The organism is Halobacteriovorax vibrionivorans (assembly GCF_003346865.1).
Classification (GTDB): Bacteria; Bdellovibrionota; Bacteriovoracia; order Bacteriovoracales; family Bacteriovoracaceae; genus Halobacteriovorax_A; species Halobacteriovorax_A vibrionivorans.
The window spans coordinates 14064-31494 of record NZ_QDKL01000003.1; the positions used below are offsets into that span (position 1 = coordinate 14064).

Below are 17431 nucleotides of genomic sequence, written 5' to 3' on the forward strand. Positions count from 1 at the left end.
ATTAAGTTGATAATTGCTGTAATCAATGGATAGAATAAGTTATGAAATTATTTACTCTCATCTCTTTTCTTTTTTTAGTCTCATGTAGTTCAACAACATATAACAAGACTGTTGATTACGTGGATATTAATCGTTTTATGGGAAAATGGTATGTTCTAAGTGCCCGTGCCACATTTCTTGAAGAAGGGGCCCATAACTCTCTTGAGATTTATACATGGAATAAAGAGAAGCAACGTATTGATATCGATTTCTCATTTAATGAAGATTCATTTGAAGGTGAGTTAAAAGAGATTCCTCAAAAAGCTTGGATTATTAATAAGGAAACGAATGCTCATTGGGAAGTCTCTCCATTTTGGCCACTTTATTTTGATTATCTTGTGATTGCAATGGATCCTGATTATCAGTGGGTTGCTATTGGTGTACCTGATGAGAAGTATCTTTGGATAATGGCCAGAGATTGGCGTAATCCTGAACCTATTATCAAGAAAGTCACGAGAAAGGTAAGTGAGCTAGGTTACTCAGTTAAAGACTTAGTTGATGTAAATCATAAGTGGGACTAGTCTAGGAAGTATTCAGCAACTCCATATAATCCATTCTGTTCAAATGGGAAGATGACTGAATCATTCACTGGGTTATAGTCAAACTGAACACCACGACAATTAAACCCTGTCATTGTCCAAGGTAGCGCTCCGAGGTCTGTATTTGTCGTTAGGTTGTGAGCATATAGACGTGAGCCATAGCAGTAGTACATATAGTCTACACCTGATCTTCTTGCGTATGTGAATCCATCATCGATATTTCTAGGTGTGTAGGCAATCTGCTCAACTGTTCCATTACTGTTAAGTGCAATAACACGACGTTGGGCACCACGATACATTTTTGCCATGATATAGCGGTTGGCATTGCTATCGTAGAAAATATTTCTAAAGTCATCCCAGTATTCATAGAAACATGTTGATCCATCTACTGGCCCTGATTGTAATGCCGAACAACTTTCACCTGAATTCTCATATCCAATTTTACCCATGATATGAGACTGGCGGTAGCTGTCTGTTGAGTCATATTTCTTAAGCATGAAGTCTTCATAGCGTTGTGTTGTCGGGTTGTAACTCATACGGTTCATAAAGAGTTGTCCATTAGCAAAACCGAGTGGAAGACCGCGGTTGTTACTACCACCAGTATCAATATTTGCCCCAATCATACCATCAGCTGTTGGATCGTAATAAGGAGTTCCGCTAGTATTATTTAAGATGTCTTCCCATAAGCCAGTGCTTCGATTAAGCATGGCCATACGTCCATAGTGAGTATCTCTATCTGAATAGATATTTCCAGTAGCACGATCAACCATCATCCAGTATGCGTTTCTAACTGGCTGAACATCGGCTTGAGTCGTCGTATCTTGTGAAGCAATTGTACCGTTACCAGCAACAATATTGATATTTCCATCTGGTGTGAATTGTTTAATATAATAAGATCTTGTATCGTTAACGACAATATCACCAGTATTAAGTCTTACGACTCTTGATATGTCTGCAAATCGTGCGTTAACGGCATTGACTCCATCTCCGTATCCATAACCTTGACCAAAGATTGTGACAACATTTCCGTCACCATCAAGTGTTCTAATTCTACCACGATCGTTGAAGTATATTTTTCCAGTTTTAGTTATAAAGACAGAATAGATATCCATGTCACAAGAAGTGGCCGGCGTTCCATCAGCACATTCTCCTCGTGTACCAGAACCAAGAATTCTAGTATAAGTTCCATCAAAGTTATTTCTATTCATATAACTTCTTGCAACTGTTACATAAGAATTCCCATCCATACCTGTAAATTGATAGTAGTGATACCAACGGTATGAGTTATCAAGAGGCGTAATTGCTTGTCCAGTTGATGGGTCAAAGTAGACTCTTGCATAAGTATAGTCAGATGTTGAAGTGTACATTCCACAGTCTGGAAAGTTCTTATGGTGGTATGAGTGACCTGTAATTCCTTCAAGGTTTGACGTATTCATATCAAACTTAACACTCATGTAACCAATGCGACATTTAGTAAGGTCCTGTGACGCTTGCCACCCATCCCCAGTACCTGTTAGGTAATGAGAGACGACTTCTCCAGTTGAGGCTTTGTATCTTCTATAGCGATAGTCTGTCGTTTCAGTACTTTCTGAATGTTCAGAGTTAAATAGAATGTCTCCATTTGGTAGTGGCGTAAACATCATGGAACTTGTTCTATAATTCCAAGTACCCCAATGTGTTAAATGAACATCTAAAGGATTCGCGACAGTATCAGATTTATCGCTACCACCACCTATAATTGTTTCAATTGTTGGATTTTCCATATTTAGATCGACTCGTCTAATTCGATCATAGTCATAAATAAGAAGGCGACCTTGATAATCAAGTGTTATCTTTAAAGGATACCTAAGTGTAGCACTTTCAGCTGGCCCACCATCTCCTGTAGATGTTCCTGTCATTTGGATGAATAATTTCTGTTTCCCATCTGCAGGGTCTACTGTAATAATACCTCGTTTATAGTCAGCAAAATAAATATTTCCATCATCAGTAAATGCAAGGCTATGTATATCTGTTGTGTCTCCAACAGTTTTATTGAAGAAAAGTGCTGTACGAGCATCACCACCAAGTCCGGCCTCAGTGTTACCAGCGATAATTTTGATCTTATCAGCATTAAGAGGTGTCGAAATTAGTTGGGTACTAATTGCTGAAGTATTTGTTACTTTTACACGTATTTTATAAGACGTTGCTAGTGGTGAACCACCTGTCCATTTATAACAACCTTCATTTGTGTCTAATGTAATTCCTGGGCATCCATGATTTGTATGTGGTGCGATCCCTTGGGCCCCTGCAATAGCTGTGAAGCTTTGCTCATCTTGAGTATAGTATAAGTTTATTGCTGTTGAATCTAGTCCAAGAATATCATCAACTTTCCATCTAATATAAACGTCAGAACCTGTTGGAACTGATGAGTCTAAACGAGTAGGAGGGATTGATGTTGTATCTGAATTTGCAGCTGCAACGTCCCAGATTGATGGTGGATCAAATTTTGTATATCCAATCGCATTATAATCAGTATTTAATGTTGTTGTATTTGTTGAAATATTTCCTGCTTCATCTTTTACCCATGCATAGACATTATAATTTGCTGGTTGCCATCCAAGTAAATGTGAAAAATCTACGATCGTTACATTTGCAGCAGGTGACATACCTATTGATGGAGAGTTAAGTCCTAGCCAACATTCATCTCCAGCAGCTGGTGCAGTTGTATCATTTGTCTTTAGACATAATTCTGTGATGTAGACGTTTGAATTCTGTGAATTCGCATTAATAGTATAAGGAATAAAGTTAGTTGGTGAAGGATCTGGCTCCGTCGTTGAGATTGATGTTACAACTGGAAGGCCAGTTTCTCTAATCCAAGTACCACTTACATTCGTCGTATTACTTGATGCGTTTGTTTGTGCAAAGTTATAGTTATTTGATAAGTCAGCAGCTGTCGTTGCTGTCGTCCAAGACCATACTCCTGAAGAACAAGTCGTTGTCGTCGTTTGTGCCCCAGAGATATTTATTGTTAGGCCATTTTCACATGTACCAGTGAAAGTTGCTGTTGATCCGTTATTTTTGATTGTAGCAGTATCAATTGCAAGAGCAGGGAAGTTAGAGTCTCTTGTCCAAGTATAAGAAAGAGTTGATGTATTTCCTGCCGAATCAGATTGTGTAAATGTGAAAGTTCTTGTTGCATCTGTCGTATACGTTTGAGAAGTCCAGCTCCAGTTCGCAGCAGAACAACTGATCGTATCTGTTTCTTGATTTGATATTGCAATTGTATTATTTCCTTCACATGAACCTGAAACAGTAATGCTATCAGTATATCTAATTTCAGTTGGATTCTGACCAATATTAATTTCGAAAGGTACAGTCGCTTGAAATGCTGGTGGAGTCGCATCTCTTTCCCATGCTAGAGAGAGTGCAGGAGATGACGTGTTACCAGCAGCATCTGTTTGAACTAGGTTATACACATATGTACCATCTGTAGTTTTTGGAGATGGTGTCCATGACCAAGTTCCAGAAGAACAATTAAATGATGTTGTTTCATCACCTGTAACATAGATTGTATAATTACCTTCACATGTACCAGACCATGCATTAGGCGTGTTCTGATTAGTGAAGTCTGGTGATATACCAGCTGTTTTTGTCATAACTGGTGCAACTTCATCTCTAATGAAAGTACGTGAAATAGTTGTTGAATTTCCAGCAGCATCAACTTGATTTAGCGTTACAACCTTTGAACCGTCTCCATCAGAGAAGTTAACAGTTTGTGAAAACGTTCCAGCTGAACATGCTATTGTAAAGTTAGCTTGAATATCTCCTGATATATTTATATCTCTACCAGTTTCACAATTACCAGTGATGGTTGTACTTGATAGGTGATAAGAGTTATTTGCTGGTGAGCTATAACTTAGAGCAGGAGCAATAGAGTCAATTGTAAAGACATTCGATTGCACTGTTGATGAATTTCCTGCTAGGTCAGTAAAGCTTACTCTAAAGCGTGCAGTGGTTGTATTTATTGATGGAACAGTCCATGCCTTTGTAAAAGTTTGACTTGATATTGGGCCATTAATAGCGGCAGTTGTCCCAAGACTAGACCAAGTAGATCCATTATAAAAATCAACGCTAAAGTTTTGACTTGAAGATGTACTTGCATCTGTCGCATCCCAAGTTAAATTTATTGAATTACCACCTTTTTGAATAGTAGGTGTTGTTAATGCTAAAGTTGGATTAATTGTATCGTAATAAACATAGAGATCATTTGATGAAGTCGAGACGTTACCATTAGGATCTTTAGACCATGCTTTTAAGATGTGTAAACCTTGTGTTGTAGAGGCAAGAGTGTAAGTAGTTGCACTTGCTGTTGTTGTACAACTTACCCAGCCAGCATCACCAGCAGCAGGTTGCGTTCCTTCATTTATTAGAACTTGTGAAATATCACTACAGCTACTTACTGTCATGGTATTAGCAGTTGAATTTGTATATGTAGCTGATGTTAGAGCAATAGCAGGGGCCGCTGATGGAGTTTTGTCATTTACTGTGATTGTAACAGTTTCCATCGTTGCAGCATCAAGTGATCCGTCATTTGCAATAAAAGTAAATGTATCTGTCCCGTTAAAATTCACATTACTTGTATAAGTACAAGTAAGGTCAGTTCCATATGATCCTGTCGTAATACAGTTTGTCAGAGTTCCATTACTTGGTGATGAAACAATTTTATATGAAAGTGGGTCTCCATCTACATCACTTGCGTTACTTAAAGTGATTGATAAAGCAGTATTATCATCTGTTGTAAACGTTTGATCAGCGGCCATTACAGGAGCATCGTTGATTGAGTTTATTGTAATATTAACTGTTGCCGTTGTTGAATCAAGAGCACCATCATTTACTTTATATGTAAATGAAGTCGTACCATTAAAATTTAATGCAGGAGTATATGTACATGATCTTGATGTTCCACCTGCACAGCTTACTGTTCCAGAGGCAGGGTTAGTTACTTTAATATAACTTAAAGTATCACCATCAATATCTGCACCCGCCGTTAAATCAAATGTCAGAGGAGTATCTTCATTCGTTGATACTGATTGTGAGGCCACTAATGTTGGAGCATCATTAATTGGATTAATTGTTAGGTTTACTGTAGCGTTTGTGACAGCTGTTCCTGTACCGTCTGTTGCGATATATGTAAACGAATCACTTCCGTTGTAGTTAGCATTAGGAGTATATGTACATGTTAAGTCAGTTCCATAAGTTGTCGTAATACAATTTGTTAGGCTTCCATTTGTTGGAGCTGTTACTAATTTATAAGTTAATGCATCACCATCTACATCGGTTGCATTATTTAGAGTGAAATTAACTGCTGTATCTTCATTTGTTGAAATACTTTGATTAGCTCCCATTACTGGGACATCATTTACAGCTGTTACATTTACAGTAACTGTTGCAATATTTGAATCTAGTGCCCCGTCATTTACTTTATATGTAAATGTAGTCGAGCCGTTATAGTTTAAATCTGGTGTATATGTACAGGCCGTTGAATTTCCTCCGGTACAAGAAAGTGTACCATCAGCAGGATTTGAAACGATGATATATGAAAGTGTCGAACCTTCAATGTCTGATCCTGTATTCAGGTTAAAATTGAGTGGTGTATCTTCGGCCGTTGTAACAGATTGAGTTGATGCAAGAGTTGGAGCATCGTTTACAGGTGTTACATTTATTGTCACTGTAGAATCTGTTGATGAATCTGTTAATGTGTCATTACCACGATATGTAAAGGTATCAACTCCATTGAAATTTAGATTTGGAGTATAAGTACAAGTCACATCAGTCGAGTATGAGCCAGTTGCAATACAATTTGCAAGTGTTCCATTAGCTGGTGCGGTAATTAACTTATACTGTAGAGTTTGTGCCGGAAGATCGACATCTGTTGCACCATTAAGAGTTAATGTTAGAACGTTATCTTCTGCAATTGTTTCTGATTGGTCACCAACCATTACAGGAGCATCATTTTCAGATGTAACATTTATTGTTACTGTTGCTGTTGTTGAATCAAGTGCTCCATCATTTACCTTGTAAGTAAATGTAGTGGAACCATTGAAATTCAAGTCTGGAGTATATGTACAATCACGTGATGTCCCACCAGTACAAGAAAGTGTTCCATCAGCTGGGCCACTAACAATAATGTAGTCAAGTGGATCAGATTCAATATCGGCCCCTGCATTTAAAGTGAAGTTAAGTGGTGTATCTTCATTTGTACTTACTGTCTGTGTTAATGCTAATGTTGGAGCATCGTTAATAGGATTTATTGTTAACGAAATTGTTGCAGTAGTCGTTGCATCTGTGATGCTATCAAATGCGATGTAAGTGAATGAATCACTGCCATTATAGTTTGCATTTGGCGTGTATGTACAATCAATATCACTTGCGTAACCACCTGTTGTAATACAATTAGAAAGTACTCCATTTGCTGGAGGTGTTACAACCTTATAAGTTAATGTATCACCATCAACATCAGTTGCTCCATTTAAAATAAAATTAATGGCCGTATCTTCATCTGTTGTAATACTCTGATCAGCTGCCATAACAGGTGCATCATTAATTGAGTTTACTGTGATTGTTACTGTTGCAGTTGTCGAGTCTAGCTCACCATCATCTACTTTATACGTAAAAGAATCCGTTCCGTTGAAGTTAGTGTTTGGATCGTATGTACAATCTCTTAATGTCCCTTGAGAACAGTTAAGGACTCCGTTAGAAGTCGAAGAAAGTATCGTATAATTTAATGTCGTTCCTTCAATATCGCTTCCTGTATTTAGGTTAAAGCTTAGTTGTGTATCTTCATCAGTTGATTCGGCCTGAGTTGTAGCAAGTGTTGGGGCATCGTTAACTGGAGTGATTGTGAATGAAACCGTTGCACTTGTAGCAGAATCAAGAGCTCCATCATTTGCCACATATGTGAAGCTGTCACTACCATTGAAATTAGCATTTGGCGTATAGTCACATGTTAGATCTTGGCCATATGTTCCAGTTGTAATACAATTTGTTATCGTTCCATTTGTTGTTGAATTTGTAATTTTATAAGAGAGGCTAGCTTGAGTATTATCAATGTCGCTTGCCTGACTAATAGTAAAAGATATTGGATTGTCTTCTGGTGTAGTAAATGACTGGTTTGCAGCAACCACTGGAGCATCGTTTACATTTAAAACTGTAAGATCAACCGTTGCTTCAGTAGAATCTAGTTCACCATCGTTAACTTTGTAAGTAAATGAGTCAGGGCCAATATAATCGGCGTTAGGAGTGTAAGTACAGTTATTAGTGTCCGTTACACAACTAAGTGATCCATTTGTTGGTGTCGAAGTCAGAATATAGTTTATGCTAGGTGAATCTACATCATAACCTTCAGTTAGTGTAAAATTATGGACTGTATCTTCTGTAACATTTACTGCCTGGTTTGCAGCAAGTGTTGGAGCATCATTATATAAGACAACATCTAAAGTATAACTGAATTCATGGTGAGGTATTGTTGTATCAACATTAGCATCACCAGCATTCTTTCTACCGATTCTTAGTGTTACTGTAACATTTGGAGCAGAATCAGCAGGTGGGATATAAAGCCATGTATTCGAGTTTGAAACAGTTTGTGTTGTTGTTCCATCGTTAAGAATCCATTGATAGGCCAATGTATAATCTGTATCCCAGTGAACTGCACTTGTTGTAAATGTATTTGGATTTAATCCCGCATTCCTTTCATCATTAGCTAAATCTGAGTTTAGATCTTCGTGAAGAATTTCTGGTATTGATAATGATTGGATCTTCGGTGCTGCTTCTTTTAGAATTTGTACATTTTCACCTTCTGTAATCTCTGCAAAAACAGCAGCTACATCAGTACTATTTTCTAATTCTGAATAAACAGTTGCATAGTCTAGAGTAGACTGATCGATTTTATTTGTAATAATATCTTCTGCTTCTTCAAGATAAAGAGCAAATTCCTCAGTTGGATTATAAGTAATATCTGTATTAGTAATTTTTGCTAATAGACTTGATACGGCCGTGATATTTTGTGGACGATAATAACTTGTAACAACTTTTTCTAATTCTTCACTACATCCAGTTATTTTTACCTTGTATCTAGCCGGTGTTGAACTTTCTAGTCCTAGTTCTCTAACATCAAAAGTAAAAGCTGTTGATTGATCAACTCCATTGAAAGTAATTGGGTTATCTTCTAGTGGAGTCATTGTTACTAAGTCGAATAATTCAATACGTGGATCGATACATGTTACTGCAGCATAGACGTTACTGTTAAAGAGGCCATTGTTTGTTTTTGTGATTAGTCCATTTAGGGGAGGTATCTCACCTTGAATCTTTGGAATAACGACAACGTTATTATTAGAGCCTGAAGATTGAGAAGCGTCATTTTCACTTTCAGTTGATGATTCTTCTTCAGTGCTTTGAACAGACTTTGCATAAGTATAAGTTTTTTCTTCTTCGTCTTTTGAAGGACTTTTTTTGTCTTTTATTTGTTCATTGATTGCTTGCGCATAATTTGGATCAAAGTAATCAGCTTGTGGTGCATAAGAAGATCCAGTGTATGTAGATGGATTACGTTTTTTTATTTTAGTCTTTTTCTTTTTAGGGGCAAGCTTTGAAATATTGCTACTACCAAGATCGGCTTCTAATGTACTTGCACCATCTGTATTTGAATATAGTGAAGGTATTGAGGAAGGTCCTCTTTTTCCAATACTATTATAAAGTTTCTTTTTTACTTTAGGCTTAACGAGTTCATACTTTAGCCCTGTCCTCTTTGCGAGGTCACTATAATTCCCTGAGCTTTTTTCATTTGATGAAAAAATCCAATAAGAAAAAGTGAATATTATAGTGAGGATAACTCCTACACCAAGACTAAGTTTCTTCAATTATCTTTCCTTTATCCGCCAACGTACCGACTTTGTTTGTTTAGTTAACGATAATTGTTGCTCAATACTTTTCGTCTCTTTTATTGATTTCTTAACATTTTATACATAATCTATCTGTTTACGTGTAAACAGGTACTTAGTGGCGCTTTCTGTAGTTGTTGTTAATTTTTGTGGCAATAATCTGTGTTGTTTAGGTTAGATTTTATGAATATTCAGATACTTGCTAATTAGCAAATTCATATATGTGATTTATTTAGTATGAGGATTTATTTATATTTTAAATAAGAATTAGCGTTTTTGAGGAAATATTATTGACCTAGTCTCAAAAATGTCTTGAAACTAGGTCATATTGTCATTTTATTCAGCTGCGAAGTAACCAATATAATCGATTTCGCATGTTTTTGGGTTAACTGCAACGGCAGCATTAAACCACCCTGAATGGAAACTTCCAATTGCAGAATAGATTAACTTGTCTTCTTTAAATGAGTTTAGTTCATGGCCTCGATCATTAAGTAATTTTTTTCCGGCCTCTAATGTCGTCTCTAACGTCACTTCTAAGGGTCTATCAGATCTTAATTCATAATTAAGTTCATTGCTCACTTCGTTTAAGCATGCATTTGTCATAAATGAAGAGAGGATCGTAGTTGTGATAAGTGTTGCTTTTAAGATGTGCGCCATTATTAGCTCCTATTGTGGGAAAGTGAAGTAATGGCCGCATCCTAACTTTAGGTTTTTTACTCGTCAATATTGTATGTAAACTATCTACTCTCATAATGAGTAACTTAACAAAAAACTAATAATTTTCTACTGCAAATTGTATTAATTTAGCTTCATCTGGTATTTCAATTCTTCTCCCGTCTCTATGTATGAGCTGTTGTTCCTCTAGTTCTGTTAAGACGCGGGCAACACTTTCAAATGTGCTCATGGCAAAGTCAGCAATTTCTTTTCTTGTCCATGTATGATCGGGATTTTTTAGCTTGAGATAGGTTAATGCTTCTACAATCCTGCGCTTAACTGACTTATCTGCCATTCCCGCAAGCCTTGTTTCAGCTGCTCCTAATTCTTCGGCCATAAGCTTTGTCATCTGCTTTAAAAGCGCTGGGCTTGTTAAGCAAATATTGTCACATTGTTCACGGCTTATAATGAGAACTTTTCCCTTCTTCAAGCAAACAGCATTTGCATGATAGGGAGAATTACTAAAGTATGAGCGATGACCAAATATATCACCTTTGGTGAATACTCTTAAGAAACTCTCTTTTCCACTCGGTGTATTAAAGTAAAGACCAAAGATACCTTCTTGTACAATATAGAGAAGGTCTGCTGCTTCACCTTCGCTATAGACAGGATCTCCTTTAGAGTAGTCTTTGATTAATTTATTTGGAAGTTGTTTTAATATTTCTTCAAGCATCATATTCCTAAATTTCTGCACTTATTAATTTAAGTGTTATTTGATGGTCATCAAAGTATGTATTCATTTATTATATATAATTAAGGTGTTGAAATGAAGTAGATTTCAAAAATATAAAGGTGGTTTATGGATACTTTTTTATGGCCCTTAGTAGGGGGGATACTAATTGGACTCTCTGCGGCAATGTTGTTGTTATTTAATGGACGTGTCGCTGGAATATCAGGGATTCTCTTTAACTGTCATAAGGCATTTGTAGGAGAGGGATGGCGAGCCTTCTTTATTGTGGGGCTTATTGTAGGCGGAGTTCTAATTAAGTTTATTAGTCCAGAATTCTTTAGTTTTGATATTAATCTTAGTTTTCCTAGGGCCATTATTGCTGGGCTATTGGTAGGAGTGGGTACAAAACTAGGCTCTGGTTGTACTTCAGGTCATGGAGTTTGTGGGCTAGCAAGACTATCAAAGAGATCTTTTATTGCCACAATTACATTTATGTTAACTGGAGCAATAACAGTATTTATTATGGGACAATTAGGAGCAACGATATGAAAAATATAATGGCCTTATTATCTGGTGCTGTTTTTGGAATCGGACTATCTGTTTCTGGGATGGTGGATCCTAAAAAGGTTATCGGCTTCCTTGATATAGCAGGGTCCCAAACTCCTTGGGATGCAGCTCTTGTTTTTGTTATGGGAGGAGCAGTTGTAATAGGACTTGCAGCAACTCACCTTATTAGAATGAGACAGAATCCAGTATGTGATTCACAATTTCATATGCCTACTAATAAGTTAGTGGATAAGAAGCTTTTAAGTGGTGCAGCTTTATTTGGAATTGGTTGGGGAGTAGCTGGGATTTGCCCAGGTCCTGCTCTTGTGAATATTGTGCAATTAAATTCACAAATCTTCGCATTTATTGCCTCAATGCTTATTGGGCAATTTTTAGTGACAAAAATAGTTAAATAGAAAATATCAATAATGATAGTTGACTAGTTTTACTCGTCGCATATATTCTATAGTGTATGTACGAGTATTTAAATACATTCTTAGCGGGAACCGGTATTAGTGTTCCCGAACTTTGGTCAGCTATCATTTATATTTGCATCACAGTAGGTGCTTCTTTCTATCTTATATCGATGGGTATCTCTGGCCTATCATTACAAAATCTATCGAATAAAGAACCAGAAAAAAAGATACAAACATCTACCATGTGTTTTGCTCAAGCTGTTGTTTGCTTCTTTATAATTGCTCACTTTTTTATGCCTATCTATTCAAAAGCTAAAGTTGCAACGACACTTTTGATGTTTATTTGCACATACACAGCTCGCTATTATTACTGGGAAAATTTATCAAAAGTATTTAATGAACCAAAAGCGATGCGATGGGTATATAAGTCAATTGTCTTTGGTGCAATTTCTCTGTGTCTTATCCATTTGTTGTGGATGGCCTTTTATGATGTGCATACGTGCTGCTTAGGACCTAAGCTTATTAAAAGTAATGCAAGTAACTTTATCTTAAAAGTACAGATCCCCTTTGTTCTTAATAAGTCCTTTAGTGGCCTAGTTGCTTTTTTCACATTGGCAGTTTCAGTCGTTTATATAAGGTTTTTCTTAATCTCACTAAAGCAAGGTGATCGTCTGATGATTTTTGGCCTGCTCTTAAGTGTCCTTAATATTTTATATACGACAAGTTTTCATGCTTTTGGCTTTCAGTATTGGATTCCTCTTTATTTTATCGTCGATCTTATTGAGTATACAAGACTACAACAGCTAGAGCTCTCTCAGTCACGAGAGAAATATCGCTCGCATGATGAATCATATCGAATGGTTATTCATGATATTGCAAATCCTATACAATTTTCTTCTTTGAAGTTGAATCGATTGAAGAGAAATACCCTTATATCTTTAGATGATGCTAATGATATATCAACGCAAAACAGCCGCATCATAGAAGCTTTAAATAATCATAAAAAGAAAGATTAGTTTAAATACTAAACCTTCAAAAGATATTGTTTAATTGCTTGGCAAATAGTAATATCCAACAGATGTTTGGTTATTTAGATATTTTAGATTCACAGTTTTGGAGTAATATAGGCTTTGCTTTTTTGGCAATGGCCGCCGGTTGTTACTATCTATCTCTTGCGATCACAGGTCTTCATTTAAAACGTATAGGCCAAGGCCAATCAAAACATCGAGTGAAAACTTACCTTATGGCGTTTTCTCAGTCCGTTGTATGTTTTTTAGTTTTAGCGAAGTATTTCTTTCCAATATATTCTGATAAGAAAGTTCTTGTTAGCCTACTTCTTTTTACTTTTGGCTGTTTTTCGAAGTTACTTTATTGGAATAATTTAAGTTATTATTTTAAAGAATCTAGTGGCCCTCGTATTTTTTATAAAATAGTGATTTTCTCTGCTATTTTTGTATCAGTTATTCACATCATATTTTATTTTATTGAAGGAGGAGGAAGCTGCTGCTTGGCCCCTAATGTTATCAATGAGACGACTTCAGAAATTTTAAAAATACAGGTTCCTTTCAAAGTAAGTAGTCTTCTTCAAGGTTTTCAAAGTGGTTATATTATTGTCGTTTGGTTGATTTACTTTAGTTTTTTCTATAAAGCCTTAAAGACCAACGACTTGGCAATGAAGATTGGACTAGGACTAAGTGTTGCTAATGTATTCTATACTTTAAGTTATTTTGTTTTTGATTTCCAATATTGGATTCCACTATTTTTCCTCACAGATATTGTAGAATACACAAGACTTCAAAGAGTTGAAATTAATCAAATAAATAATGACTTCAAAGAGCAAAGAGAAAAAGAAGCGAAACTTCTTCATGATATATCAAATCCTTTACAGCATACTTGGACGCGTCTACGAAGGATTATAAAAGACAAGTCAAATCAAAGAAACTTGGATATTGATAAAGATGTAAACTCATTATATATGGCAACAACTAACGCCATTGATATTCTAAATAAGTATCGACAAGAAGACGAAAAATTCTGTCCCATTTCTTTGGCCATTAATGATGTTATAAAGATGTATGATGACGTAAATATTGATTATATACCACCACAACATGAAGTCGATGTTAATTGCCAGGTAATAAAGAATACTCTCATCAATCTTATTAAGAACTCAATTGAAGCCTTAGGTGAAGACTTGAAGTGGATTAAAATAGAAGTAAATAGCTCTTCTAATGAACTTCATCTCAAATATATTGATAGTGGGCTATATAGTGATTTTAAAAAGCCACAGAATGCTTTTAAATATGGTTATAGTTCTAAAGAGGGACGAGACCGAGGAATTGGTCTGGCATCAGTGAAAGCAGATATTGAAAAGATTGGAGGACGAATTAAATTAGGTCCTTTCCAAGACAATACCTGCTTTGATATTTATCTTTAATTATTACAATTACTCATCTCTAGCCAAAAACTACCGCTTGTTGATGCACAGGCAGAACAGTTAAATGAAATAACAAGTTGATCTCCTGGGTGAATCTCTCTTCCTATATAATCACCTGGATTGTATGTCATGGCATCAGTGTTTCCATTAATGTATATTTCCCAAGGAGAGCTGGGTGTAAATGGCCCAGAATCTATCTTGTAATTGATTCTCTCCAAACACCAATGTTGCTTTGATGTAAAAGGAGTAACGCTATTAGAGGGGCTAGATACTTCGTTATTAATTCCAAAATAATAAACATTAGCGTTTATATTGCTAAAGCGTAAAGTTAATTGGGCAAAGTTATCATTTTCAAAAAGAAAAACATTTCCATCTGTATCAGTTTTAAAGCATGACGTGAGTGAGATTAATGCCGCTAAGATTAGTATATATTTCATTTTAAAACTCCATTTCATAGTTTACATTTAGATCAAGATTTTTAACTTTAATATCTTGAGCTAGGAATTCTCTATGGATCAGATTAAAGAGTAGAGCTGTCGTAGAAGAAAGTTTTCTTCTTGCTCCAATTTCAAATCCTTTACCTGTATAGACATTAATATTTGGTCTATCAGAGCTTGGCATATAAGATCGATAGTCAATAAGATACGTCCAATTGTCACTATAGTCGTATGCAACTCCAAAAGTCATATAAGGAATAAATTGTGTACGTTGATCTAATACTGGAGTTAAGCTTGTTTCGAAACGTCCTGTTAGGAAAAATTCATCTTGTAGATGGTATCCTACTTTAAATCTTAACTCAGAATTTAGACGATAGTAGATATCAGCAGCAAGTTCAGGTGAAATAAAGTCATCATCTTTATTCTCTGGTCTTTGATCATCACGAAACATATAGATTGAATCAACGCCAATCTTATATCGAGCATAAAGACGTTTATTAAATACTTGTTGATAGTAAACAGCGGCTGTTATTCCTGCACCGACGTAGTTACTTTTGCTGTCGTTATTATCCATTGAGTAATAGCCCATTCGGCGAGCACCCATACCAAAGCTTGCAGACCAGCTATTGTGCATATTCGTTAAATAAGACGTTCTTGATAGAGGAGTGCCATGATCCACAACTTCGTGACCTTTAACTTCTCTATATTCAATCTTTTCATTAAGTTTTTTCGCTACTTCTTTTGCTTCTTCATCTTTTTCACTTACAGCAACAAAACCTTTCTTCTCATCTAGCTTTACATTATTGGCCGCAATGAATTGTCCTGTGTTCTTGTCAATATCACCAACTTTCAAAGACTCATCTTTAATTTCAGGAATAAAGATGGCAGAGTCGAGATCCACGATGGCACCATTATTTGGAATCTCATCTACTTTTGTATCCTTACCATAAAGATATGAAACTTGTGTTTCATTTAGCTTTGCTTCTGGAGCTTTTTGAATCTCTTTTGCAGATACTGTCTCAAGTGTTTCGTTTTTCTCTAAGGCAATAAGCTGATTAGGGTTAACTTTTTGAGCTGGAGTCTCATCGTAGAGGTGATCATAAGTTGTGGATGCGCTACCTTTTTTAACAAGTGTAACATCATCACGATCAAGACTTTCTTTGACTGTTTCTTCGATATCAACTCTTTCTTCGTTGATTTTTTTTACAGCAACTTCACCTTCTAATGTAATAACTGATGTCGCTTTATTTTTTTGACTAGCAACAGTGATAAACTCAGTACCTCGAACACCTAATGCCATTGTTTTCGTCTTTATATAGACTTTATTAAATGCCTTATGTCCTTTTACTTTCTTATCCTGTGGCCTAATCTTTGCTCTCATCTTACCGTTTAAGAGCTGGATGATACTTCCACTTTTCTTTTCAATCTTTGCAATTTTAATTTTTGTATTTGGGCCAACAGTAATATAACTTCCATCTTCTAGAATTTGGACTTTCACAAAGGAGCGTACTCTTGTAACAATCGAGGTATCTTCTTTGATTAATTGTCCTTTTTTGACCCAAGAAGCTTGAATCGCTCCAGGAGGAAGTTGAGAGACTTTTCCTCTGATAGAGACAACTTTTGCAAATTTAGCGTAACTGTTGAAGTGAACTCCCAATAGGAGAGTTAAGATAAGTAGATAATTAAATTTCATAAAACATCCGTGTTCTTTAAATTGTTTTCATAATTATAAGTAAAAAAACAACGAATGTTTAATGTTTTTTAATATTTCTTAAACGGATTCACTAGCTGTTTGTAGATAATTCTCAATTCCGACTTTTTCAATCAGAGAAAGTTGAGTTTCAAGCCAATCAATATGATCGTTTTCAGTATCTGATAATAGCTCTAAAAGGATATCGCGAGATACGAAGTCACTATATTTCTCACAAAGTGCGATGGCCTCTTTTAGCTTTTTGCTATTAGCAAGCTCATACTCAAGTTCATCACTAATAAGCTTTTTAACGTCACGAGATGGCCTATACGGAAGTCTTGTTCCTAGCTCTGGCATCCCTTCTAAAAAGATAATTCTCTCGATTAGCTTTGTTGCATGAATAGTTTCATCATCTTTTTCATGATCAATTCTTTCATAGAGCTTTGTAAGTCCCATATCTTGGAAAAGACGAGAATGGAGAAAGTACAGATCAATTGCCGATAGCTCTTGCGTTAGTAACTCATTAAAAATATCGATAACTTCTTGATTTCCTTTCATTTTTTCTCCTTTTTAGTAGCATACACGATTCGTCGAAATTTTAAAATACAATAATATTTGACTCATTTACTAAAGTTAAGAAGTTGAATAACCGATAAAAATAGTACGTGAAAATGTACGTAGGAGGATAATAATGAAAAGAATTTTAGCAATTGTAACTTTGGGAGTTACGCTAGTGTCTTGTGGTAGTTCGCCGAGCAGGGGAGTTGCTTCAGTAGAAGGTAGCTGTGCTCTTCAAAAGCACCCATCAAAGAATCATTATCGTATCTTGATTCATGAAAAGCCGCATAGCCAATATTGGTATACGAAAGGTGATGCCATGAAAATTAAGGACTCTTTTGTAAAGAAAGGAATGTGTGAATAGATATAAATTCGAATAATTAAAGGAAATTAATATGAAAAAAATTATAACAATAGCAATTCTAGGATTAACTTTAGTATCTTGTAGTAGTACTCCTGATAGAGGACCT

At 35.8% G+C, this 17431-nt stretch carries 12 protein-coding genes; 6 read left to right on the forward strand and 6 right to left on the reverse strand.

Features of this window, described 5'->3' with window-relative positions; all coding sequences use genetic code 11:
* Positions 1-41: 41 nt before the first annotated feature.
* Positions 42-560: a lipocalin family protein gene (locus tag DAY19_RS10930; RefSeq protein ID WP_115362344.1), complete on the forward strand. Its 519-nt coding sequence runs from the start codon at positions 42-44 to the stop codon at positions 558-560.
* Here DAY19_RS10930 and DAY19_RS10935 read toward each other — a convergent pair.
* From DAY19_RS10935 to DAY19_RS10945, 3 genes are all read right to left on the reverse strand, one after another.
* The gene (locus DAY19_RS10935) at positions 557-9472 is read right to left on the reverse strand and encodes a tandem-95 repeat protein (protein WP_115362346.1); all 8916 of its coding nucleotides are present in this window, start codon (positions 9470-9472) and stop codon (positions 557-559) included. The genes DAY19_RS10930 and DAY19_RS10935 overlap by 4 nt on opposite strands.
* Positions 9473-9829: 357 nt before the next feature.
* Positions 9830-10150 (reverse strand): hypothetical protein, encoded by a 321-nt coding sequence (locus DAY19_RS10940; protein WP_115362348.1) that lies wholly within the window; start codon positions 10148-10150, stop codon positions 9830-9832.
* Between the two features lie 115 nt (positions 10151-10265).
* A complete protein-coding gene (locus tag DAY19_RS10945; protein WP_148666857.1) occupies positions 10266-10901 on the reverse strand; it encodes a Crp/Fnr family transcriptional regulator in 636 nt (211 codons plus the stop codon).
* Between the two features lie 105 nt (positions 10902-11006).
* Between DAY19_RS10945 and DAY19_RS10950 the strand changes: the two genes are divergently transcribed.
* The 4 genes from DAY19_RS10950 (at position 11007) to DAY19_RS10965 (ending at position 14276) form a co-directional block, all read left to right on the forward strand.
* A complete protein-coding gene (locus tag DAY19_RS10950; protein WP_115362352.1) occupies positions 11007-11426 on the forward strand; it encodes a YeeE/YedE family protein in 420 nt (139 codons plus the stop codon).
* On the forward strand, positions 11423-11839 hold the full coding sequence (locus DAY19_RS10955; protein ID WP_115362354.1) for a DUF6691 family protein: 417 nt from the start codon (positions 11423-11425) through the stop codon (positions 11837-11839). Before DAY19_RS10950 ends, DAY19_RS10955 begins: the two co-directional genes overlap by 4 nt.
* A 56-nt stretch (positions 11840-11895) precedes the next feature.
* Positions 11896-12855, forward strand: a complete 960-nt coding sequence (locus DAY19_RS10960; protein WP_133296948.1) for a hypothetical protein — start codon at positions 11896-11898, stop codon at positions 12853-12855.
* 62 nt (positions 12856-12917) lie between these two features.
* Positions 12918-14276, forward strand: coding sequence for an ATP-binding protein (locus DAY19_RS10965; RefSeq protein WP_115362358.1), 1359 nt, complete (start codon positions 12918-12920; stop codon positions 14274-14276).
* Here DAY19_RS10965 and DAY19_RS10970 read toward each other — a convergent pair.
* From DAY19_RS10970 to bfr, 3 genes are all read right to left on the reverse strand, one after another.
* A complete protein-coding gene (locus DAY19_RS10970; protein ID WP_115362361.1) occupies positions 14273-14713 on the reverse strand; it encodes a hypothetical protein in 441 nt (146 codons plus the stop codon). The two genes, DAY19_RS10965 and DAY19_RS10970, sit on opposite strands and share 4 nt — an antisense overlap.
* Before the next feature lies 1 nt (position 14714).
* Positions 14715-16406 carry a FecR family protein gene (locus DAY19_RS10975; protein WP_115362363.1) on the reverse strand — a complete coding sequence of 564 codons (1692 nt, stop codon included), beginning with the start codon at positions 16404-16406 and terminating at the stop codon, positions 14715-14717.
* 78 nt (positions 16407-16484) lie between these two features.
* Positions 16485-16961, reverse strand: a complete 477-nt coding sequence (gene bfr / locus DAY19_RS10980; RefSeq protein WP_115362365.1) for a bacterioferritin — start codon at positions 16959-16961, stop codon at positions 16485-16487.
* A gap of 133 nt (positions 16962-17094) precedes the next feature.
* Here bfr and DAY19_RS10985 point away from each other — a divergent pair, with 133 nt between their 5' ends.
* Entirely contained in the window at positions 17095-17325 is a 231-nt protein-coding gene (locus DAY19_RS10985) for a hypothetical protein (RefSeq protein WP_115362368.1), read from the forward strand.
* The last annotated feature ends 106 nt before the right edge of the window (positions 17326-17431 follow it).